Origin of the sequence: Pseudomonas sp. GM80, from assembly GCF_000282515.1 — a bacterium.
Classification (GTDB): domain Bacteria; phylum Pseudomonadota; class Gammaproteobacteria; order Pseudomonadales; family Pseudomonadaceae; genus Aquipseudomonas.
Genome location: NZ_AKJD01000055.1, coordinates 19,435 through 40,098, shown reverse-complemented (window position 1 = coordinate 40,098; position 20,664 = coordinate 19,435). Strand labels below are relative to the sequence as shown.

Sequence of the window (20,664 nt, the reverse complement as noted above, 5' to 3'; positions counted from 1 at the left end):
GAATCGCGGTAGCCGAGAACGCCAACCTGTTGACCGGAAGCGCCAATCAGCATGAAGGAACCGACCTCCCTCGCCAGTTGGACCCGTGCCTTGCGCAAACAACTCGATGCGCTGGGGCTGGACAGCATTGCCCTGTGCCAACAGGCCGGACTCGACCCCAATTTGATGGACGACCCCAACGCGCGCTATCCGCTCTCCGGCACCACGCGCCTGTGGGAAATTGCCGTGCAGGTCAGCGGCGACCCGGCGATTGGTTTGCGCGTGTCGCGATTCGTCAGCCCGACCACGTTCCATGCCCTCGGTTATGCGCTGGTGGCCAGCGGCAGTTTGCGCGAGGTGTTCGAGCGCATCGTGCGTTATCACCCGGTGGTCAGCGATGCGCTGGAACTGGAACTGAGCCGCAGCGATGACCGCTATCAATTTCGTCTGAAAATTCCGTCAGGCAATCCGGCGCCGGCCTTCGAAGCCATCGACGCCTTCACCGCGATCTACGTGCGCACCTGCCGCAATCGGCTCGGCCGTGATTACGCGCCGCTGGCGGTTTACCTGCGCCGCCCGGAACCGAGCGATGCGCACCAATGGCACAAAGTCTTTCGCGCCCCGGTGCATTTCGGCTGCGCCGAGGATCGCCTGGAATTCGCCCTCGCCGACTTCGACAGCCACCTCGACGACGCCAACCCGGAACTCGCCGAACACAATGAAACAGTACTCAAACGCACGATGGCCCAACTCCAGCCGCTGACCTGGGAGCGCAAGGTGCGCGATGCCATTGAAGAACAACTGCCGGAAGGTGAGCCGAGCGCAGAACGGATTGCCCAGGCGTTGCATTTGAGCTTGCGCAGCTTGCAACGGCATCTGGCGGATGAGGGTTGTCGCTTTGATACGTTGTTGAACGAGAGCCGCGAGAATCTGGCGCTGCTGCACCTGCGCGATCCGCAGTGTTCATTGAGTGAAGTGAGCTACCTGCTCGGGTTCGCTGATACCAGCAGCTTCAGCCGCGCCTTCAAGCGCTGGACGGGGATGACGCCGGGGCAGTTTCGTGATGGGTTGCGTTGATCCAGAACCGGGTTGTCTGATCTGGCGCCATCGCGAGCAGGCTCACTCCTACAGGAGGAACGCATTCCAACTGTAGGAGTGAGCCTGCTCGCGATAGCGTCCTTTAATTCACCACAAACCCCAGCTCAAAAACAGTGCCGTCAGCATCACTAATCACCCGCACCTGTCCCCCATGCAGTTGCATGATCGACTGCACGATCGCTAGCCCCAACCCACCCGAATCCCCCGGTTCTGCCCGTGAAGGATCGACGCGGTAGAAGCGGTCGAACAGCTTGCTCAGATGCTCCTGCGCAATCGCCGGGCCATGGTTGTGCACTTGCAACCAGCACGCACCCGCCTCGTCCCGGCGACGCAAACTGATCACCGATCCTTGATCGGCGTGGCGCACGGCATTGGCCAACAGATTGCCGAGCGCCCGTTGCAACAACTGTTGATCAGCAAGCAACTCACCGTGCAGTTGATTGTCCAGCCGCAGATCCCGGTCATCCGCCAACGCTTCAAAATAATCACACAGCTCACCGCCAACGCTGGGCAAATCCAGGGTTTGCAGATTGAGCGCTCGCTCGGCCTGTTCGGCACGGGCAAGGAACATCAAGTTTTCCGCCATGCGCTTGAGCCGTTCGAACTCTTCCATGTTCGAGGCCAGCACTTCCTGATATTCCTCGGTGCTGCGCGGGTGATTCAGCGCCTGGCCGTTGCTCGCCAGCAAAGTGTGCAGTGGCGTGCGGATTTCGTGGGCGAGGTCGGCGGAGAACTGCGACAGGCGCTGCACGCTGTCGTCCAGACGCGCGAGCATGCCGTTGAGTGCCTGCACTGGTTCAAGCAGTTCGGCGGGCGTGCCATTGGCGGGCAGGCGTTGGTCGAGGCTGCGCAGGTCGATGCCGCGCACTGCTTCGCTCAACTGACGCAGCGGTTGCAGGCCCCGGCGCAGCAACAGCAAGCCCAAGGCAAAAGCGAGCAACGCACCGAGGCCAACCGACAGATACAAGCGCATGCGATAGCTGCCAAGCATCTGCTCGCGCTCGCTCAGCACCTTGCCGGCGATGATCGTCAGTGGCTCGCCGTTCGGCCCCTGCGCTTCGCCGGACAACAGTGCCAGCCCGGCACCGTCCGGCGCTTGCCACGTGAGCACATCGGGACGCTGTGGCGTTTGCTCGCGGGGGATCGCGTTCAGTGCGGGCAACTCGCGTTGGCGTGGATTGATCGCGATCACGCTCGACCCATCCGCACGCCGCACCAGCAACAGGCTGTCGAGATTGCCGAGCATGTTCTGATACAAACGTGGTCGCGCCTGCAAAGCCCCCAGGCTGTCGCTGTCGGCGAGCAAGGCGCGCACTTGCTCCAGTCGACCGAGTAACGCGAGGTCGTCGCGGTAGGCGATTTCCGAGGCCAGCGAGCGATAGAGAAACACGCCAATCGCGCTCAGCACCAAAGCGCAAACCAATGCGAACGCCAGCGCCAGGCGCCAGGCGATCGACCTAGAGCGCATCGTCAGGGGCTTCCAGCTGATAACCGACGCCGCGCACGGTGTGGATCAGTTTCGGCATGTACGGGTCATCGACTTTCGCGCGCAAACGACGCACCGCGACTTCGACCATGTTGGTGTCGCTGTCGAAATTCAGGTTCCACACCTGCGAAGCAATCAGCGTGCGCGACAGCACTTCGCCCTGGCGACTGGCGAGCAATTGCAGCAGGGCGAATTCCTTGTTGGTCAGGGCGATGCGCTGGCCACCACGGCTGACGCGGCGGCGCAGCACGTCGATTTCCAGATCGGCGATGCTGTACGACTCGGCTTCGCGCATCGGCCCGCGGCGCAGCAAGGTGCGCACGCGCGCGAGCAGTTCGGCGAAGGCGAAGGGTTTGAGCAAGTAATCGTCGGCGCCCAGTTCGAGGCCGCGCACGCGGTCTTCAATGGCGTCCTTGGCCGTCAGGAACAGCACCGGCGTGGCGCCGCGCTGGCGGATCAGCTGCAGCAATTGCCAGCCATTGAGACCGGGGAGCATCACGTCGAGGATGATCAGGTCATATTCCTGCTGCTCGATAAAGTAGCGCCCATCGAGACCGTTGAGCGCCACGTCCACGGCAAAACCCGACTCGCCCAGGCCTTTGGCGAGGAAATTTGCGGTTTTGGCTTCATCTTCTACGACCAGCAAACGCATGGCACACCTCGATTGATAGGCACACAGGCTAGGCGCCTTAGGCGGCGTTGCCCATTACAAACTTGTAATCAGACTGACGAGGTTCTGACGAAGACCGGCGATTAAGGTGGCGACCTCAGCTTTTGGAGCCTGCCCATGACCGTCAAATACTTCGTTGCAAGCCTGATGATCGGCCTCAGTGGCGCGGCTGTCGCCAGCCCTGAACTGCCACGTCACGCCGACCTCGACCTGAAAACTGCACGCCTGCTCGCCGACACAGCGATGAGCAATTGCACCGGCACAGTGTCGGTGCTCGACCGTGGCGGCAATCTGCTGGTGACCCTGCGCGGCGATGGCGTCGGCTCGCACAACACCGCTGCCAGCCAGCGCAAGGCGTACACCGCGCTGTCGACCAAAACCGCCACTCGTTTGTTTGCCGAACGCGCTCGCAGCAATCCGGAAACGGCAAACCTCAACACCCTCGACGAATTGCTGCTGCTTGGCGGCGGTATTCCGCTGTTCGCGGCTGATGAACTGGTCGGTGCGATGGGCGTGGCCGGTTCCGGCGGCGGCGAGCAAGACGAAAACTGTGCAATCAAGGCGGCCGAGAAGGCCGGTCTGGCCACTACCCGTTCCCAATAAGGAGATGCATCGATGAATACTTTGCGCATGACTTTCGCCGCGCTCGGCCTGAGTGCTTTTTCAAGCCTGGCGCTGGCCGCCGGTAATCCGTTGAGCGTGCATGTGCTCAATCTGGAAAACGGCCTGCCTTCGCCGGGCATTAACGTGACCCTGGAAAAACATGTCGGCGAGAACTGGCAGCCTCTGGCTCAGGGTACAACCAATGAACAAGGGCGGATTGCCGAACTGTTCCCGGCCAAACAGCCTTTTGAAGCGGGCGAATACCGCGTGGTGTTCAAGACCGGCGAGTACTTCAAGAAGGTCAAGCACGACACGTTCTTCCCGGAGATCCCGGTGATCTTCGAGGTAAAACAGACCGATCAGCATTACCACATCCCGCTGCTGCTCAGCCCGTACGGCTTCTCGACCTATCGCGGCTCGTAAAATAAACACAGATCCTTTGTTGGAACTGGCCTCTGTGGCGAGGGGATTTATCCCCGATGGACTGCGCAGCAGTCCCATTTTTCAGGGCCGCTGCGCGCCCCAGCGGGGATAAATCCCCTCGCCACAAGTATGGGTTTCCACTGTGGATGAATGTGGCGCCGTTAGATCGTGGCCAGGGCGCGCAATCGTGCGGCGTCGAGGATTTCGATCTCGCCGTACCCGAGGCCGATAATTCCCTGTCCCTGCAAATCCTTGAGGATCTGGTTGGTGGTCTGCCGCGACAGCGACAGCATCGACGCCAGTTGCTCCTGCGGCAGCTGCAGCACTCGGCGCGGCGCGTCGAGTTCGCCGTAACCTTCGGCAATCATCAGCAAGCGATGGGCCAGACGCGCCGGGGCCGGCAGCAAGCTCAGTTGTTCCAGATTGATAAAGGCCAGGCGCAGTTTGTGGCTCATCAGCAGCGCCAGATGTCGCCAGTACAGCGGCTGTTCTTCGAGCAGTTTCAGCATCGTTGCCTGCGGGATATTCAGCAGCGTACACGGCCCGACTGCATACGCATCATGGGTGCGCGGCTGACCATCGAACAGGCAGATTTCGCCGAACCAGTGCGGCGCCTCCACCAGACTCAACAACGCCTCCTTGCCCTGCTCGCTCACCGCGCCAATGCGCACCGCACCCTCGAGCACCGCGTACAAACCGCACGGCGCGTCGCCGCGCTGGAACAACCGTTGCCCCGCCGTCAGCCGCCGCTCCCGGGCCGCCGCCAGCAGGCTATCCTGAAAGGATGCCGGCAGATGGCTGAACCACTGGCCGCTTATCAGCCGTGAACGTATTTGCATAAACACTCCTGGATTGTCGCCTGCCTGACAGAGCGAACCCTGATCCCGAGGGATGATGCGATCAACCCTAACGGAGGAACAACAATGAAAAGCCTCGTCGACCATCTCAGTCAATACGCCGCCTACCACCGTGATCCGCGCAACATCGCCAGCCACTTTATCGGCATTCCGCTGATCGTGGTGGCCGTCGCGGTATTGTTGTCGCGGCCGGAATGGTCGCTGGGCGGGTTGTGGATATCTCCAGCCGTTATCGTGGCGCTGGCCTCGGCGTGGTTTTACCTCAGACTGGAAGTGAAGCTCGGCGTATTGATGACCGTGCTGATGGGTCTTTCCGTCTGGGCCGGGCATGCGCTGGCGCAGCAGAGCACCCTGATCTGGCTGAGCAGCGGCCTGGCGATGTTTGTGATCGGCTGGGTGATCCAGTTTGTCGGGCATCACTACGAAGGGCGTAAACCGGCGTTTGTCGATGACGTCAGCGGGCTGATCGTCGGGCCGCTGTTTGTGGTGGCGGAAGTAGCGTTCATGCTCGGTCTGCGCCAGGAATTGAAGCAGGCGATTGAACAGCGCTCAGGCCCGGTGACCCTGCGCGAACACAAAATCGCTCATTGAAAATTCAGGCGAGGTGCACCGCCGCGCACCTCGCCTGACGAGTTTTACAGCGTACCGAACGTCACCTGCACCGTCAGCGCGCCCTGATTGTCTGCGAGCCCGACACCGTAGCGGCCCTGCAGATCGTCGTTGATGCACAGTTGCAATTCGCCCTGCTGCCCCGGCGGAATCGGCGCCAGATCGCCGATCAGAAACGGCGCCCCGGTACTGCCGATCCGCCCGATCAACGCACCCTCATTGGCGCCCGGCAAGGTGTAACCGGGTTTGGCGATCAGCCCTGCGCTGCCGTTGCCATCGACCATGCCCCCGACCGGACTGGCGAACCAGCGCCCGCTGAGGTAACGCACCAGGCGCGGGCTCGGCCCGTTGATCTGCACGCCGGTGCCCTGCCAGGGCTGATTGGCCTGAACCTGCACCGTGGCGGTTTTCAGGTCGTTGGCCAAGGTGTCGCCGGCCTGAATCGACAACGCAGCGATGGTCAGGCTCGGGTTCGAAGTGCCGGTGCTGGGAAACACGCCATCGCCGACCAGGAACAGATTTTTGTGATCCCAGCTGCGCTGATCCTTGTCGACCACCGAGGTCAGCGGGTTGTCGCCCATGCGGTAGGTGCCCATCAAATGGCCGGCACCCTGGAAACTGTATTCGTCGCCCTTGTAGGTGAACCGTCCCGGTGGCAGGAGCTTGGTCAACTCGGTGGCGCCGAGCAGTTCAGTGATGATGTGCGTGGCGAGGATCTTCGCCTGGCGGAAGCCTTCCTTGGTGTAGTCGGACAAGTCGTAGTGAATCTCCGGGCGCGGAATGCCCAGGCGATCCTTGTACTGCGTCGACGGCACGATGTAGCAGTTGGCGTTATCCGGATCGTCCTCAACTTGTTCCACCAGAAAACCGATGCGGAACTGGCGGGTCAGCAAGTCGTTGAGTTTTTGTACCAGCGCTGTGCCATACAACACTTGCTGCGGGCCCTTGGCCGGAGGCAGTGGATTGGTGGCGCTGCCGTTGCTGCCATCGATCAGGTCGGCGACGGTGACGTAGGGATCGCCCACCGGCCAGTTGAAGCCTTCGTTGCCGATCTCGATCCGCCACGCCGCACGCTGACTGCGAAAGGCACCGTCGCGCAGGCTTTCGATGCCCGCCGTCGATACCGGGCCGCGATAGGGAAATACCGCTTTGCCTTCCGGCATCAAACCCCAGGCCAGGTAGATCGGATGATCCGCCAGGCTGCGCCCGACCTGTCCGCTGCTGTTGGCCACGCCTTTGGGCCACGCGGGGCTGGTGGAGTTGAGCAGCAGCTTCGGCGTCTCGATGGCATGGGCGGCAATCACATAGCGCTGGCCTACCGCGACACCAGTCCCGGTCGGTGGGCCATCGCCCAACTGGTATTGAATGAACTCTATGCCACTGATGGATTTGTCCGCCGCCACCGTGACTTTGCTCGCCACGGTTTTGTACAGCACCCGCACATTGCCGGTGTTCAACGCGTTGTTCAGGGTGACAGTGGCGTCGTACTTGGCCTGGATCGGGCAGATCGGTGTGCAGTTGGTGTTGCCGGCGCACACCCGACGTCCCGCGTAGGGCTGCGAATTGCGTCCCGCCGGTGTCGGGCTGACCACCAGTGGCAAGCCGTCAAACGACTGGCCCTGAACCGCCGCGACAAAACTGCCATCGACCAGTGACAACGGAATGCTGGTCATCGGGAATTGATAACCATCGGGGAACGTCATCCCCAGATACGCCTGATCCGCCACATTGGCGGCCACGCCGATTTCCGCCTCGGCCCGGCAGTAAGCGCTTTGCAGATCGTTGTAGCTGATCGGCCAGTCGACACCAACGCCGTACAGTGACTTCAGGCGAAAGTCGTTGGGCACCATGCGCAGGCAGGTCGCGACCCAGTGCCAGGTGGTGCCGCCTCCGACCCGTTCATAGGTGCTGGTAAAGGCCAGCGGGCCCTTTTGCACCAGGTAGCTGACCTCGGGATTGTCCCAGCCAAGAATCAGGTCGGCGATGGTCGCGCGCGGCGCATTCTGCTCGGCCGGCTTGCGCGGCGTGTCCAGCGTGCTCACCGGTGGATAGGGCGATTCCGGGGTCTTCAGGGTCGCCGTGTAAAAGCGCTCCAGATACTGATTACGGTTGGCCGGCACTTCCGGCCCCGATTCCAGCACCAACACTTTCACCCCGGCCAGACCCAATTGATAGGCGATGATGCTGCCGGCCAGACCGGCACCGACGATCACCACGTCCGCTTGTTCGGTACTCATGACGACGCTCCTTGTTGTCCGCTGGCGGGAACCCCGGTGAAGTCTTCAAGGCTGGGCGGTACTTCGTTCCAGTAACCGAAGAAGAACTCGCTGTAACCCATGGGATGCGCCTGGGCGATTCTCCATGCCCAGCTCTGCGTGTAGGCCTGATCGGAAACGACCATCTGATCACCGGGCTGGTGGCTGCCGACGGCATACGGCTGATACCAGACGCCCAGCAACCACAGCTTCATGATCGAACGGGCGGCTTGTGCCGTTTGCGTGGTGGCCGGTTGCGCGCCGTTCATCAACACGGCCTCGGCGATCTGATCGGGCGGCACTTTATCGGCGAGCAGCGTTGCGTACTGGGTCAACAATGCCTGCACCACCGGGGTGGTGATGCGCGGTTCGATGAAGGCCAGAAACTGCGTCGGCAGATCGATCGGGTCGACCGAAGGCGCGATAAAGGTGAGCGGGATGCCCGTCAGGGCCGATGACAGCCCGGCGAAATTTTTCAGATCGGTGCTCATGGCTGACTCCTTGTCGCGCCCGTCGATTGTGCGCGTTCGAGCAAGTAGGTGAAGTCCGCGAAACTGGTGCGCGGCGATTCGGTGACGTGGGTGGCGGCATTACCGTGACAGGCGATGCAACTGGACGAGGCTTGCGGCACGGTGCCCTGGATGTAGGTTTCCAGAGTGGTGTTGGCGAGGAACGAAGGCGCCGGGCGGCCCAGGGGCTCGGTTTTCGAGATCTGGCACGGTGGCTGCGGCGTCAATGTCGGCCATTGCGTGCTGATCAACTGATAGTTGGCCCAGACACTCTTCGGATTCACCGTGCGCAACAGCGTCTGATAGGTGCTGTTGAGGGTTTTGGTGGCCGGCGTCAGTGAGGCCTCGCGAACGATCTGCGACGGCGTGGCCTTGACCGCCGGGTTCCACGGGCGCGGCGGTGGCTGATTGACAGGAGCCTGACTGCTGGCGTTGTAGAACAGATACGGTCCTTTGCGCTCGGCCACCGGGGTGGACTGCTCCGGCACGTTATCGACATGTTCGAAGGTCGACCAGACCCACTGCGGCGCGCTGCTGGTCTTGTGCACGATGTGCAGACCGACCAGCCCGACAGGTTCGGCCTTGCACGATTCCGGCACCACCGGGCCCTTGCTCGGGTCGCTGTTGCCCGGGGTGTAGACCAGCGCATCGACCGTATGGAAGCTCTCGCGACGGTCGCTGCCATCGAGCACCTTCCAGGAGGCCTTGACCATCAGCGAGCCGACCTGGCGGGTGTCGCTATTGCCGCAACTGAACGCCACCGTGTTCTTCGGATCCGCCGCGAAAAACTTCTGCTGGCCCTGAACGCTGTACAGACCGTTGTTGACGATGTCGTCAAACATCGGCTGGTTGACCACGATTTCGTTGCGCGTATACACGCCGCTCTGATCGACCAGCGGCCCGCTCTCAAACGGCTGGATAAACTCATCGAGCACGTCCGGTACTTTGCCCATCTGTTGCAGCAAACGCCCGGAACCCAAGCCTTCACAGGCTTTGGGAAGGGTCGCTGGCGCGCTCCAGGGGTTGGGTGTCTGGCCGTTGGCGAGGAATATCTGATAACTCTCTTTCCAGCTCTCCCAGACCGTCGCGCCATCCTGTTGGCCGATCGACGTGCCGGTGTTCGGGTCACCGTTGTCCAGCGCCGGCCAGTTCAAGGCGATAAACGTCTGCCACGACATTTCATCGAAGTTCTGCTGCAGGCTGGTCAGGGAAAACGGCGGGGTCGCCGTAACATCGAAAGGTATCTGCGTGGACAGCGTCGGGTCGGCGCTGGCCAGTGGGCTCAACATTGCGCCGAACAGCGCGCAGCCGAGCCACGGCGCGGGCCGGTGGACTTCCATTCTCATCGTCATCTCCTTGGCATCAGGGCCCAGGAGATACGCCGGTCCGTCATGGACTCTTCACTGCGCCTCCTGGCACAGACAGGAGATTAGGCAAGGAACCGCTCAAGGTTGTCGGGGGCGTTAGACCAAATCGAGTTAAGTCCAATAGCCACACGACACACCTCCCTGTAGGAGCTGCGGCACGCTGCGATCTGTTGATATTCAAAATCACTATCAAAGATCGCAGCACCCGCAGTTCTTTGGCGTTAGAGACTGGCGACTTTCTGCCAGACCTTCGGCTTGAAGAACAAGGTTTCACCCTTGGCCAGGCCGATCAGGCTGTCGTGGTCTTTCACCACTTCGGCTTCGATCAGATCAGTCTGCCCTTCGACCTTCAACGTCACCCGCGTGGTCGCGCCCAACGGCCGGATGTCGCGTACTTCGGCGGCGTGGTGGTCTTCCAGTTCGTGTTTGGACAACGACACTTCGTGCGGGCGGAACAGCACGTGATTGTCGTCGCTCAGCAGCAAGCGGTTCGAATCGCCGAGGAAGTGATAAACGAAATCGCTGGCCGGGTTCTCGTAGACGTCGCCCGGTGAACCGATCTGCTCGATCACGCCTTTGTTCATCACCACGATACGGTCGGCGACTTCCATCGCTTCTTCCTGGTCGTGGGTTACGAACACCGAGGTCAGGTTGATGTCTTCGTGCAGACGCGCCAACCAGCGGCGCAACTCTTTACGCACCTTGGCGTCGAGAGCGCCGAACGGCTCATCGAGCAGCAGCACTTTCGGCTCGACCGCCAAGGCACGGGCCAAAGCGATGCGCTGGCGCTGACCACCGGACAACTGCTCCGGATAACGATCCGACAGCCAATCCAGTTGCACCATGTTCAGCAGTTCGTGAACCTTGGTCGCGATCTGGCTTTCGCTCGGGCGCTGGTTTTTCGGTTTCATGCGCAGGCCGAACGCGACGTTGTCGAACACGGTCATGTGGCGGAACAAGGCGTAGTGCTGGAACACGAAACCGACGTTGCGATCACGCACGTCGTGGCCGGAAACGTCTTCACCGTGGAAAACGATATTGCCGTTATCCGGGGTTTCCAGACCGGCGATGATCCGCAGCAGCGTGGTCTTGCCGCAGCCCGAGGGGCCGAGCAGCGCGACCAGTTCACCGCTGTGGATATCCAGGCTGATGTTGTCCAGCGCCTTGAACGCATTGAAATTCTTGCTGACGTTACGCACTTCGATCGACATGAATTATTCCTCCGCGGCGCTGGCGCGCAGGCGGTTGATACGGTTTTCGCTCCACTGCTTGGCCAGCAGGATGAAGAGCGCCAGGATCAGCAACAGGCTCGCCACGGCGAACGCGGCCACGTGGTTGTATTCGTTGTAGAGGATCTCGACGTGCAGCGGCAAGGTGTTGGTCACCCCGCGAATGTGCCCGGAAACCACCGACACCGCACCGAATTCACCCATGGCCCGCGCGGTACACAGCACCACGCCATAGATCAGGCCCCACTTGATGTTAGGGACGGTGACGTGCCAGAACATCTGCCAGCCGTTGGCACCGAGCAGTCGCGCGGCTTCCTCTTCCTGCGTACCTTGTTCCTGCATCAGCGGGATCAGTTCACGGGCCACGAACGGCACGGTGACGAAGATCGTCGCCAGCACGATGCCCGGCAAGGCGAAGACGATCTGGATATCGTGATCCTGCAGCCACGGCCCGAACAGGCCCTGCGCGCCGAACATCAGCACGTAGACCAGACCGGCGATCACCGGCGAGACCGAGAACGGCAGGTCGATCAGCGTCACCAGCATGCTCTTGCCACGGAACGAGTATTTGCTCACGCACCATGCAGCGCTGACGCCGAACACCAGGTTCAGCGGCACCGAAATCAGCACGGCGAACACGGTGAGTTTCAGCGCCGACAGTGCGTCCGGTTCAAAGATCGCGGTGAAGAATGCACCGAGGCCATTTTTCAAACCCTGCGATACGACGATGAACAACGGCAACAGCAGAAACAGGAAAAACACCAGCCAGCCAAGGCCGATCAGGATTCTGCGCGAAGTGGCACTGCCACGGCGTGCAGCGTTGGCCGAAGAGGCGGCCGCAATAGACGATTGGGACATGTTCGCGCCTCCTTATGGGGTTTCGATGCGCCGCTGCAGCAAGTTGATCAGCAGCAACAGGACGAAGGAAACCACCAGCATCAGCACGCCGATGGCGGTAGCGCCGGTGTAATCGTATTGGTCGAGTTTGACCATGATCAGCAGCGGCAGGATCTCGGTTTTCATCGGCATGTTGCCGGCGATGAAAATCACCGAACCGTACTCGCCGACGCCACGGGCGAACGCCAGGGCAAAACCGGTCAGCCAGGCGGGCAGCAGCGCGGGCACGAGGATGTGGCGGAACACCTGCAAGGGTTTCGCACCGAGGCACGCGGCGGCTTCTTCGACTTCACGAGGGATGTCGGCCAGCACCGGTTGCACCGTGCGCACCACGAACGGCAGCGTGACGAAGGTCAGCGCCAGCGTGATACCGAGTGGGGTGTAGGCGATTTTGAAACCGAGGTCGGCAGCGAATTGCCCGACCAGGCCGGCCGGCGCATACAGCGCGGTCAGCGCGATACCGGCAACGGCTGTCGGCAGCGCAAACGGCAGATCGATCATCGCGTCGATCACCTTGCGCCCGGGGAAGGTGTAGCGCACCAGCACCCACGCCAGCAGCGTACCGATGATGCCGTTGATGATCGCGGCACACAGCGCGGTGCCGAAACTCAGCTTCAATGCCGCCAGCACGCGCGGTGCGGAGATGATCGCCCAGAACTGATCCCAGGTGAGTTGAGCGGCGTGGACGAACATCGCCGCCAGCGGGATAAGCACAATCAGGCTGAGGTACACCAAGGTGTAACCCAGCGTCAGCCCGAAGCCGGGTATGACGGGGGAGATACGACGCGACATAAAAGTCCTTGGTTAAAAACGCATCAATGTGGGAGTGAACCCTGTGGTGAGGGGATTTATCCCCGTTGGGCTACGCAGTAGCCCCAAAATCGGCAAATGCGGAAAACCAGATACACCGCATGTGATGGTTTTGGGGCAGCTTCGCTGCCCAACGGGGATAAATCCCCTCGCCACAAAAGCCCGCTCCCACAGTTTTGTAGTCAGATTACTGCGCCTGATAAATCTGGTCGAACACGCCACCGTCGTTGAAGAATTTCGGTTGCGCGGTTTTCCAGCCGCCGAAGTCCTTGTCGATGGTCACCAGATCCAGTTTCGGGAACTGCTGGGCGTATTTGGCAGCGACTTCTTTGTCACGCGGACGGTAGAAGTTCTTCGCGGCGATTTCCTGCCCGGCCGGGCTGTACAGGTGCTTGAGGTAGGCTTCGGCGATCTGCTCGTTGCCTTTCTTCTCGGCGTTCTTGTCGACCACGGCCACTGGCGGCTCGGCGAGGATCGACAGCGAAGGCACGACGATGTCGAACTTGTCCGCACCGCCATCTTCTTTCAGCGCCAGGAACGCTTCGTTTTCCCAGGCCAGCAACACATCACCCTGACCGTTGTTGACGAAGGTAATGGTCGAACCGCGTGCACCGGTGTCGAGAATCGGCACGTGCTTGAACAGGGTCTGGACGTATTCTTTGGCTTTGGCTTCGTCACCGCCATTGGCTTTCAGGCCATAGGCCCAGGCGGCGAGGAAGTTCCAGCGGGCACCGCCGGAGGTTTTCGGGTTCGGGGTGATCACCGAGACGTCGTTCTTGACCAGATCGCCCCAGTCCTTGATGCCTTTCGGGTTGCCCTTGCGCACCAGGAAGACGATGGTCGAGGTGTACGGCGTGCTCGCTTCCGGCAGACGCTTCTGCCAGTCGGCGGGCAGGGTCTTGCCGAGCTTGGCGATTTCATCGATGTCGCCAGCCAGCGCCAGGGTTACTACGTCGGCGCGCAGACCGTCGATCACCGCACGGCCCTGCTTGCCCGAACCACCGTGGGATTGCTGGATTTTCACGGTGTCGCCGGCGTGATCTTTCTGCCAGAACTTGATGAACTCAGCGTTGTAGTCCTGATACAGCTCGCGCGTCGGGTCATACGACACGTTGAGCAGTTCGTAATCCTTGGCAACCGCGGAACCGGCAAACACAGCGCTGGCCAGAGCGGCCAAAGCGTAACGGCGAATCGACGACATGGTGAAAGCTCCTGGAATTCTGGTGGTGGCTTTTTCTTATGTATTTCGGAAATCGTGTTGCCGGTTCAAAGATCGCAGCCTTCGGCAGCTCCTACATAAATCCCCCGTAGGAGCTGCCGCAGGCTGCGATCTTTTGATCTTCACTCAGCCCGGTTGCTTACCCGGTTGCTGCAAACGAAATTTCTCTTTGCGTTCGATCTGCACGACTTGCGCGTTGTGCACAGTGATTTCCACCGCGCCAAAACGCAGATCGCGCAGGGCGCTCTGGATTTCACGCAAGATGGTGCTTTCGTCCTGACCGTCAACGCTGCGAAGGGATGCGCTCATGGTGCTGCTCCTTTGAATGGGATATGCCTGGCAGTGGGCGGCACTGCGTTCGGCGTGGGAGCAATATAAGAGAGGCGCGGATATTCTTAAAAAGACTATTTAAGAATGTTTATATAACTGAAAAACATTATGTGGCGGGGCAAGGGTTTGCGCCGATCTCAGAGCGACAGATAACCCTGTGGCGAGGAGATTTATCCCCGTTGGGTTGCGAAGCGACCCTGAAAATTTGGGACTGCTGCGCAGTCCAACGGGGATAAATCCCCTCGCCACAGGTTTTATATTCACCACAGATTTTGTGTGCACCACAGGTTTTGTGTGCACCACAGGTTTTGTATTCACCACAGATTTTGTGTGCACCACAGGTTTTGTATTCACCACAGATTTTGTGTGCACCTCAGGTTTTGTGTCAGCTGTCAGCCAATAACAGGTGCTTTCGTCCAGTCAATTTCGGTCGCCGGCACCGGCCGGCCAAACCAGTACCCCTGCCCCAGATCACATGCCTGCTCCAGCAAAAACACCGCCTGCTCCGCCTGCTCGATCCCTTCCGCATGCACCTGCATGCCCATGCTCCGCGCCAGCGCGATGATCACCCGGACAATCGCCGCGTCGTCTTCATCCCACGGCAAACCTGCAACAAATCCCTGATCGATCTTCAATTTCTGCACCGGCAAACGCTTGAGCCTCAGCAGCGACGAATAGCCGGTGCCGAAATCATCAATGGCCAGGCGAATCCCCAGTTCACGTAAACGGTGCATCTGCTCCAGCGCCACTTCCGGATCATCCATCACCGCGCTCTCGGTGACTTCCAGCTCCAGGTAGGCCGGATCCAGCCCGGTATCGCGCAGCACCTGCGCCACTTGTTGATACAGCTCACGACGGGCGAACAATCGCGACGAAACATTCACCGCGACAAACGACAACACCACGCCGGCCTGCTGCCACTCACACATCTGCCGACACGCCTGCTGCATGACCCAGGCGTCGATTTCGGCGATCAGCCCGGTGCGCTCGGCGATCGGGATGAATTCTGCCGGTGATACCAGACCGCGCTGCGGATGCTGCCAGCGCACCAGCGCTTCGACGCCGATCAGGCGACTGGTTTTCAGGTCATGCACCGGTTGGTAATAGACACGCAGCTCCTGTTGTTCCAGCGCGCGGCGCAGTTCAAACGCGATTTCGACGCGTTGCTGGGCGTGGGCAGTGAGTTCTTCGGTGTACAGGGCGTAACCGTTGCGTCCGCTGCCTTTGGCCTTGAACAGCGCGGCATCGGCATTGCGCAGCAACTGCTCGGCGCTCAGTGCATCGCTGGGAAACAGGCTGATGCCGATGCTGGCGTTGATGAACAGTTCGTGACCGTCGATGCAGAACGGCTCCTTCAGCGCATCGAGAATGCGCTGGGCCAGTGCCGCCGCCTGCACCGGCTGTGGACAACTTTCCGCGAGCACGGCGAACTCGTCGCCACCGAGGCGCGCCAGGGTAATCCCCGGCCCGAACAGTTCCTGCAAGCGCGCCGCCACAGCCTTGAGCAAGCGATCGCCGACGTTATGCCCGAGGCTGTCGTTGATCATCTTGAAGTGATCGAGATCGAGCATCAGCAAGGCACAGCCGCGCTTGTGGGTCTGCGCCGACGCCAGCGCCTGCTCGGCGCGGTCGCTGAACAGCAGGCGATTGGGCAGGTCGGTCAGCGGGTCATGGTGGGCGAGGCGCTTGAGCTCGGACTCCGAGTCCTTGATCGCGCTGATGTCGGAGAACACCGCCACATAGTGGCTGATCCGCGCCTGATCATCGTGAATGACCCGGATGGTTTGCCACTGTGGATAAATTTCGCCGCTTTTACGCCGGTTCCAGATCTCGCCGCTCCACTCGCCCTGCGACTCCAGCGTGGCAAACATTGCCTGATAGAAACCCGGCGGATGATGGCCGGACTTGAACAGGCTCGGCTGCTGCCCGAGGACTTCTTCGCGCTGATAACCGGTGATCTCCATGAAGGCGCGATTGACGTGCACGATCAACCCCTGATGATTGGTCACCAGCACCCCTTCTCGCGTGCAGTCGAACACCGCTGCCGCCTGACGCAAGCGTTCACGGTCTGCGTGGCGCTCACGCAAACGCGCACCGATTCCCAGAAACGCACACAAACGCGCCCGCGCGAGGAAAATCAGCCCGGCGCTGACCGCCGCAAACAGGTAACCGTTGATCAGTTGCCAGCGGGCAAGATCGACGGAACTATCGAAGAAATTGTTTAATAAATGATCAGAACCTTGCAGCCAGACAGCGGCAAGCACGAGATAGAGCAGCGCTGCACGCAAGGCATCGCGATAAGTGGCAGACATTCGGCTGTCCATGTCCCTACAAAAAGGTTGAAATTATAGGTCAAGAAACATCCAGCGACTCTTATCTGAAAGGGCGACTGGTTTTATCTGTGTGCTTAGTGATAATGCAACGGCTGTTTTTATCTTTATCGAGGGCCCTATAGCCTATGTGGTACGAAGGTTTTCTTGGCTTGTCGGCCTGGTCTCTGGTCGCAGTCACCCTGCTGATGACCCACGTGACAATTGTCGGCGTCACGGTTTATCTGCACCGTTACTCGGCCCATCGCTCCCTGGAGCTGAATGCTGGCCTGAAACACTTTTTCCGCTTCTGGCTGTGGCTGACCACGGCGCAGAACACCCGCGAGTGGACCGCCATCCACCGTAAACACCACGCCAAATGCGAAACCGAAGACGACCCGCACAGCCCGGTCATCAAGGGTTTGTCCACGGTACTGCGTACCGGCGCCGAGTTGTACCGCGCCGAAGCGCAGAATCCGGAAACCTTGCGCATCTACGGCAAGAACTGCCCGGAAGACTGGATCGAACGCAACGTCTACAGCCGCTACCCACTGTTGGGCGTGGCGATCATGGGCGTCATCGACCTGCTGCTGTTCGGCACCATCGGCATCACCATCTGGGCGATCCAGATGATGTGGATCCCGGTGTGGGCCGCCGGCGTAATCAACGGTCTCGGCCATGCGGTCGGCTATCGCAACTTCGAATGCCGCGACGCGGCGACCAATCTGGTGCCTTGGGGCATCCTGATCGGTGGCGAAGAACTGCACAACAACCATCACACCTACCCTAACTCGGCCAAGCTGTCGGTGAAGAAGTGGGAGTTCGACCTCGGCTGGGCGTGGATCAAAGTCTTCAGTTTCCTGCGTCTGGCCAAGGTTCAGCGTGTCGCACCGATTGCCCATCGCGTGGAAGGCAAAGGCAGTCTGGACATGGACACCGCCATGGCGATCCTCAACAACCGCTTCCAGATCATGGCCCAGTACCGCAAATTGGTGATCGGCCCGCTGGTCAAGCAAGAGCTGGCCAAGGTCGATCATTCGGTACGTCACCAGTTCCACCGCGCCAAGCGTCTGCTGTCGCGGGAAACCAGCCTGCTTGAAGATCGTCACCACTTGCGTATCCAGAACATGCTCGAGCACAGCCAGGCGCTGAAGGTAATTTACGAAAAACGTCTGGCCCTGCAGCAGATCTGGGTCAAGACCAGCGCAAACGGCCACGATATGCTCGCGGCCATCAAAGAGTGGGTTCACGAAGCAGAAGCCAGCGGCATCCAGTCCCTGCGCGACTTTGCCGGCCAACTGAAAACCTATTCTCTACGCCCCACCGCCTGACGGTGTAGCAGCTGCCGCAGGCTGCGATCCTTTGTTTCTGTTTGTTGAAATCAAAAGATCGCAGCCTCGTTTCACGCGACAGCTCCTACAGGCGTGCAGCGATGGCCGCTTGGCAGTATCCGCTAAACACCGGGAACTTCGCCCAAAATCCCCTATCTCAAAGACACTTCGCCATCCCGGCGGGCTGTACTGTGGCCGTTGTCGATTGCGGCACGCCCTTTGAGACTTGTGCCGATGGTCAATAACAACCAAAAAGACTCATCCTTCCCGCAGTGGCCCGAGGCCGCGCAAACCCTTATGGCGTTGATGCACGCGCAAGGCGAAGTCGCCCGCCTGAGCGAACGCGAGCAGCTGTTCAGCTCGCTGCTGGTCAGCGTCAACGCCGTGCTTTGGGCTTTCAACTGGGAAACCCGTCAGGTGCTGTACGTCAGCCCCGCCTATGAACGGATTTTCGGCCGTTCCGCCGGCCTGTTGCTCGCCGACTACAACCAGTGGCGCGACAGCATCTACCCCGACGACCTCGAATACGCCGAACGCAGCCTTGCCGAAGTCCTGCACAAGGGCGCGGTGGAAGATCGCGAATACCGGATCATCGCCGCCGACGGCCAAGTGCGCTGGCTCAGCGACAAATGCTTTATCAATCGTCAGGACGAGCCCGGACAGCCGGTGATCATCGTCGGCATTGCCGAGGACATCACCGACAAGAAGCAGATGGAAACCGAACTGCATCGTCTGGCGACCACTGATGTGCTGACCCAAAGCAGCAACCGCCGTCACTTCTTCGAATGCGCCAACCGCGAGTTCGACGAGGCGCGTCTGCAAGGTTCACCGATGGCGTTCCTGCTGCTGGATATCGATGATTTTAAAATGATCAACGACACCTATGGCCACCCTGAAGGCGACAACGTGCTGCAACGGATTGCCGAGTGCGGGCGTGGATCGTTGCGCCGCGGCGACCTGTTCGGACGCATTGGCGGGGAAGAATTTGCTGCGGTGTTTCCGGGTTGTGCGCCGGACATGGCGATGCAGGTGGCTGAACGGTTGCAGCAGGAGATTCAGCGGTTGAGTTTCAACCACGACGGCCAGACCTTCGCTATCACCGTGAGCCAGGGCCTGACCAGCCTCACCGAAGATGACGAGAACCTCGACAGCCTGTTCGCCCGTGCGGATGCGGCAATGTACGAGGCCAAGCGCCAGGGCAAGAACCGCATCATCTCTGCCTGAATATTCGATTTGAAATGCGACCTGTGGCGAGGGGATTTATCCCCGCTGGACTGCGCAGCAGTCCCCTGCTTTTTTAAATCAAAAGAGGGGCCGCTGCGCAGCCCAACGGGGATAAATCCCCTCGCCACAAAGGCTCGACTCTTAAGAAAGGTGTGGGCGGGTTACTTACGCATCCGCATCAGCTCCGGCAAGCCGATCTTCAGCAGCCGCGCCGTGCGGCTCTTCGCCAGCTCCTCAACGCCTTCATGCTCGGTCAGGCGCGCCATCTGCGCCGCCATGTTCATCACCAGTGCTTCGCGTGAATAGACCCCGCCGCCGAGCTGGTAGACCGAGGCAATCAACTCCCGCAATTCCAGCGGCAAACGCCAACGTGTACGCAAGGCCGAACCATAAGCCGCACCAAACTCAGCCAGCGCCTCACCGACTTCCTCCAGCTCATCCAGCTCACCACCGGCCTGCTGCCACTCCTGCAAGCAGCGCAACAGCGCCAGATCACCGAGCCGATGGAGCATGCCCGCGCAATAGCAGCGTTCCTGATCCAGGTCGAGCAAGCGCGCCAAGGTGCGCGCGTATTCAGCGGTGTGCAGCGACAAGCCCCAATAACGCTCGGCATAGTCGGCCAGACACGGATCACTGAGTTTGGCACTGCGCTTGAGCGCCAAGCCGAGGATCAGGTTCATGCTCTGCCCGGTGCCCAGTCGATGCAGCGCCTGAGCCAATGTCTGCACCGGCGCGCCATGGTGCTGCGCGGCGCTGTTGGCCGCCGCGATCAACACTGCGGTGATTTGCGGATCGGTTTTTATCTCATCTTCCAGCAGCTTCAGGTCGAGGCCATTGGGATTCAGGCTGCGCTTCACGGCCACTTGAACGTCGGTCATCAACGGCGCGCCATCGGCTTGCTCACGGCGACGCTCAAGAAACACCGACAAGGTCATGCCCGGCGCCAGCGCCGGCACTTCGCAGAACACCTCTTCCCCGGCATTGAGCAGCAAACCCTGCAAACGGGCGGTCAGACTTTCCATGTTCAGCGGTTTGGTCAGATACGCCGTCGGCGCCAACGGAATGGCTTCGCGCACACTGGCGCTGTCATTGCGACTGCTCATCAGAATGAACGGCAGCGGCGGATTGCGTTTGCGCTGGCGCACGCTGCGCAGCACGTTCAAACCATCGACGCCGGGCAGCTCCCAATCGACGATAGCCAAGTCATACGGAATTTCGCTGAGCATCGACATGGCTTGCTGCCCATCGGCACACAGATCCAGCCGCGCATCACAACGCACGTTCAGCAATACTTGTTTGAGCAGGTCGCGCGACCACGGGTCAGCCTCGGCAATCAACACTCGCGGTACGGCGGGTAATTCAACGGCAGTCATGCGCGCTCTCCCTTGCAATGCCTGAACCTTAGCCAATGCTGGCCATTCGATACAGTGCTAAAGCGCTCGATGTGTTTCAAGGGGCG

Annotated in this window: 19 protein-coding genes; 6 read left to right on the top strand and 13 right to left on the bottom strand. The window is 60.5% G+C overall.

What is annotated here, in order from left to right; all coding sequences use genetic code 11:
* Positions 1–51: 51 nt before the first annotated feature.
* Positions 52–1,056, top strand: a complete 1,005-nt coding sequence (locus PMI37_RS08825) for an AraC family transcriptional regulator (protein ID WP_008080047.1) — start codon at positions 52–54, stop codon at positions 1,054–1,056.
* A 103-nt stretch (positions 1,057–1,159) separates the two neighbouring features.
* Here PMI37_RS08825 and PMI37_RS08820 read toward each other — a convergent pair whose 3' ends face one another.
* Entirely contained in the window at positions 1,160–2,545 is a 1,386-nt protein-coding gene (locus PMI37_RS08820; RefSeq protein ID WP_008080045.1) for a heavy metal sensor histidine kinase, read from the bottom strand.
* On the bottom strand, positions 2,535–3,215 hold the full coding sequence (locus PMI37_RS08815) for a heavy metal response regulator transcription factor (RefSeq protein ID WP_008080043.1): 681 nt from the start codon (positions 3,213–3,215) through the stop codon (positions 2,535–2,537). The genes PMI37_RS08820 and PMI37_RS08815 overlap by 11 nt, the downstream gene beginning before the upstream one ends.
* 135 nt (positions 3,216–3,350) lie before the next feature.
* Here PMI37_RS08815 and PMI37_RS08810 point away from each other — a divergent pair, with 135 nt between their 5' ends.
* The gene (locus PMI37_RS08810) at positions 3,351–3,836 is read left to right on the top strand and encodes a GlcG/HbpS family heme-binding protein (RefSeq protein WP_008080040.1); all 486 of its coding nucleotides are present in this window, start codon (positions 3,351–3,353) and stop codon (positions 3,834–3,836) included.
* A gap of 12 nt (positions 3,837–3,848) precedes the next feature.
* Complete coding sequence (gene uraH / locus PMI37_RS08805) at positions 3,849–4,259, top strand: hydroxyisourate hydrolase (protein WP_008080038.1); 411 nt, start codon at positions 3,849–3,851, stop codon at positions 4,257–4,259.
* A gap of 161 nt (positions 4,260–4,420) precedes the next feature.
* On the opposite strand, the gene PMI37_RS08800 is transcribed toward uraH, so the two are convergent.
* A complete protein-coding gene (locus tag PMI37_RS08800) occupies positions 4,421–5,098 on the bottom strand; it encodes a Crp/Fnr family transcriptional regulator (RefSeq protein ID WP_008080036.1) in 678 nt (225 codons plus the stop codon).
* Between the two features lie 84 nt (positions 5,099–5,182).
* Here PMI37_RS08800 and PMI37_RS08795 point away from each other — a divergent pair, with 84 nt between their 5' ends.
* A complete protein-coding gene (locus PMI37_RS08795) occupies positions 5,183–5,707 on the top strand; it encodes an Mpo1 family 2-hydroxy fatty acid dioxygenase (RefSeq protein WP_008080034.1) in 525 nt (174 codons plus the stop codon).
* A 44-nt stretch (positions 5,708–5,751) separates the two neighbouring features.
* On the opposite strand, the gene PMI37_RS08790 is transcribed toward PMI37_RS08795, so the two are convergent.
* From PMI37_RS08790 to dibA, 9 genes are all read right to left on the bottom strand, one after another.
* On the bottom strand, positions 5,752–7,962 hold the full coding sequence (locus PMI37_RS08790) for a GMC family oxidoreductase (RefSeq protein ID WP_008080032.1): 2,211 nt from the start codon (positions 7,960–7,962) through the stop codon (positions 5,752–5,754).
* A complete protein-coding gene (locus tag PMI37_RS08785) occupies positions 7,959–8,471 on the bottom strand; it encodes a hypothetical protein (protein ID WP_008080031.1) in 513 nt (170 codons plus the stop codon). The genes PMI37_RS08790 and PMI37_RS08785 overlap by 4 nt, the downstream gene beginning before the upstream one ends.
* A complete protein-coding gene (locus PMI37_RS08780) occupies positions 8,468–9,835 on the bottom strand; it encodes a hypothetical protein (RefSeq protein ID WP_008080024.1) in 1,368 nt (455 codons plus the stop codon). The genes PMI37_RS08785 and PMI37_RS08780 overlap by 4 nt, the downstream gene beginning before the upstream one ends.
* Before the next feature lie 242 nt (positions 9,836–10,077).
* Positions 10,078–11,067, bottom strand: coding sequence for a sulfate/molybdate ABC transporter ATP-binding protein (locus PMI37_RS08775; protein ID WP_007963490.1), 990 nt, complete (start codon positions 11,065–11,067; stop codon positions 10,078–10,080).
* Between the two features lie 3 nt (positions 11,068–11,070).
* Positions 11,071–11,943, bottom strand: a complete 873-nt coding sequence (gene cysW / locus PMI37_RS08770) for a sulfate ABC transporter permease subunit CysW (RefSeq protein ID WP_008080021.1) — start codon at positions 11,941–11,943, stop codon at positions 11,071–11,073.
* A 12-nt stretch (positions 11,944–11,955) separates the two neighbouring features.
* Entirely contained in the window at positions 11,956–12,774 is an 819-nt protein-coding gene (cysT, locus tag PMI37_RS08765; protein ID WP_008080019.1) for a sulfate ABC transporter permease subunit CysT, read from the bottom strand.
* Positions 12,775–12,979: 205 nt separating this feature from the next.
* Entirely contained in the window at positions 12,980–13,993 is a 1,014-nt protein-coding gene (locus tag PMI37_RS08760; protein WP_008080017.1) for a sulfate ABC transporter substrate-binding protein, read from the bottom strand.
* 144 nt (positions 13,994–14,137) lie between these two features.
* Entirely contained in the window at positions 14,138–14,320 is a 183-nt protein-coding gene (gene oscA, locus PMI37_RS08755) for a sulfur starvation response protein OscA (protein ID WP_007917682.1), read from the bottom strand.
* Positions 14,321–14,733: 413 nt separating this feature from the next.
* Positions 14,734–16,653 carry a phosphodiesterase DibA gene (gene dibA / locus PMI37_RS08750; protein ID WP_008080015.1) on the bottom strand — a complete coding sequence of 640 codons (1,920 nt, stop codon included), beginning with the start codon at positions 16,651–16,653 and terminating at the stop codon, positions 14,734–14,736.
* A 146-nt stretch (positions 16,654–16,799) separates the two neighbouring features.
* On the opposite strand from dibA, the gene desA reads away from it, so the two are divergent.
* Positions 16,800–17,981, top strand: a complete 1,182-nt coding sequence (desA, locus tag PMI37_RS08745; RefSeq protein WP_008080012.1) for a delta-9 fatty acid desaturase DesA — start codon at positions 16,800–16,802, stop codon at positions 17,979–17,981.
* A 234-nt stretch (positions 17,982–18,215) separates the two neighbouring features.
* Positions 18,216–19,205, top strand: a complete 990-nt coding sequence (locus PMI37_RS08740) for a GGDEF domain-containing protein (RefSeq protein ID WP_008080002.1) — start codon at positions 18,216–18,218, stop codon at positions 19,203–19,205.
* Positions 19,206–19,366: 161 nt separating this feature from the next.
* Here the strand turns inward: PMI37_RS08740 and PMI37_RS08735 are convergent, their stop codons facing one another.
* Positions 19,367–20,578, bottom strand: coding sequence for a response regulator (locus tag PMI37_RS08735; RefSeq protein WP_008080001.1), 1,212 nt, complete (start codon positions 20,576–20,578; stop codon positions 19,367–19,369).
* Positions 20,579–20,664 lie beyond the last annotated feature (86 nt).

Bases quoted from the DNA above. Each gene is read 5' to 3' on its own strand.
- PMI37_RS08825 (WP_008080047.1), top strand. From the start codon at position 52: ATGAAGGAACCGACCTCCCTCGCCAGTTGGACCCGTGCCTTGCGCAAA.
- PMI37_RS08820 (WP_008080045.1), bottom strand. From the start codon at position 2,545: ATGCGCTCTAGGTCGATCGCCTGGCGCCTGGCGCTGGCGTTCGCATTG.
- PMI37_RS08815 (WP_008080043.1), bottom strand. From the start codon at position 3,215: ATGCGTTTGCTGGTCGTAGAAGATGAAGCCAAAACCGCAAATTTCCTC.
- PMI37_RS08810 (WP_008080040.1), top strand. From the start codon at position 3,351: ATGACCGTCAAATACTTCGTTGCAAGCCTGATGATCGGCCTCAGTGGC.
- uraH (WP_008080038.1), top strand. From the start codon at position 3,849: ATGAATACTTTGCGCATGACTTTCGCCGCGCTCGGCCTGAGTGCTTTT.
- PMI37_RS08800 (WP_008080036.1), bottom strand. From the start codon at position 5,098: ATGCAAATACGTTCACGGCTGATAAGCGGCCAGTGGTTCAGCCATCTG.
- PMI37_RS08795 (WP_008080034.1), top strand. From the start codon at position 5,183: ATGAAAAGCCTCGTCGACCATCTCAGTCAATACGCCGCCTACCACCGT.
- PMI37_RS08790 (WP_008080032.1), bottom strand. From the start codon at position 7,962: ATGAGTACCGAACAAGCGGACGTGGTGATCGTCGGTGCCGGTCTGGCC.
- PMI37_RS08785 (WP_008080031.1), bottom strand. From the start codon at position 8,471: ATGAGCACCGATCTGAAAAATTTCGCCGGGCTGTCATCGGCCCTGACG.
- PMI37_RS08780 (WP_008080024.1), bottom strand. From the start codon at position 9,835: ATGAGAATGGAAGTCCACCGGCCCGCGCCGTGGCTCGGCTGCGCGCTG.
- PMI37_RS08775 (WP_007963490.1), bottom strand. From the start codon at position 11,067: ATGTCGATCGAAGTGCGTAACGTCAGCAAGAATTTCAATGCGTTCAAG.
- cysW (WP_008080021.1), bottom strand. From the start codon at position 11,943: ATGTCCCAATCGTCTATTGCGGCCGCCTCTTCGGCCAACGCTGCACGC.
- cysT (WP_008080019.1), bottom strand. From the start codon at position 12,774: ATGTCGCGTCGTATCTCCCCCGTCATACCCGGCTTCGGGCTGACGCTG.
- PMI37_RS08760 (WP_008080017.1), bottom strand. From the start codon at position 13,993: ATGTCGTCGATTCGCCGTTACGCTTTGGCCGCTCTGGCCAGCGCTGTG.
- oscA (WP_007917682.1), bottom strand. From the start codon at position 14,320: ATGAGCGCATCCCTTCGCAGCGTTGACGGTCAGGACGAAAGCACCATC.
- dibA (WP_008080015.1), bottom strand. From the start codon at position 16,653: ATGTCTGCCACTTATCGCGATGCCTTGCGTGCAGCGCTGCTCTATCTC.
- desA (WP_008080012.1), top strand. From the start codon at position 16,800: ATGTGGTACGAAGGTTTTCTTGGCTTGTCGGCCTGGTCTCTGGTCGCA.
- PMI37_RS08740 (WP_008080002.1), top strand. From the start codon at position 18,216: ATGGTCAATAACAACCAAAAAGACTCATCCTTCCCGCAGTGGCCCGAG.
- PMI37_RS08735 (WP_008080001.1), bottom strand. From the start codon at position 20,578: ATGACTGCCGTTGAATTACCCGCCGTACCGCGAGTGTTGATTGCCGAG.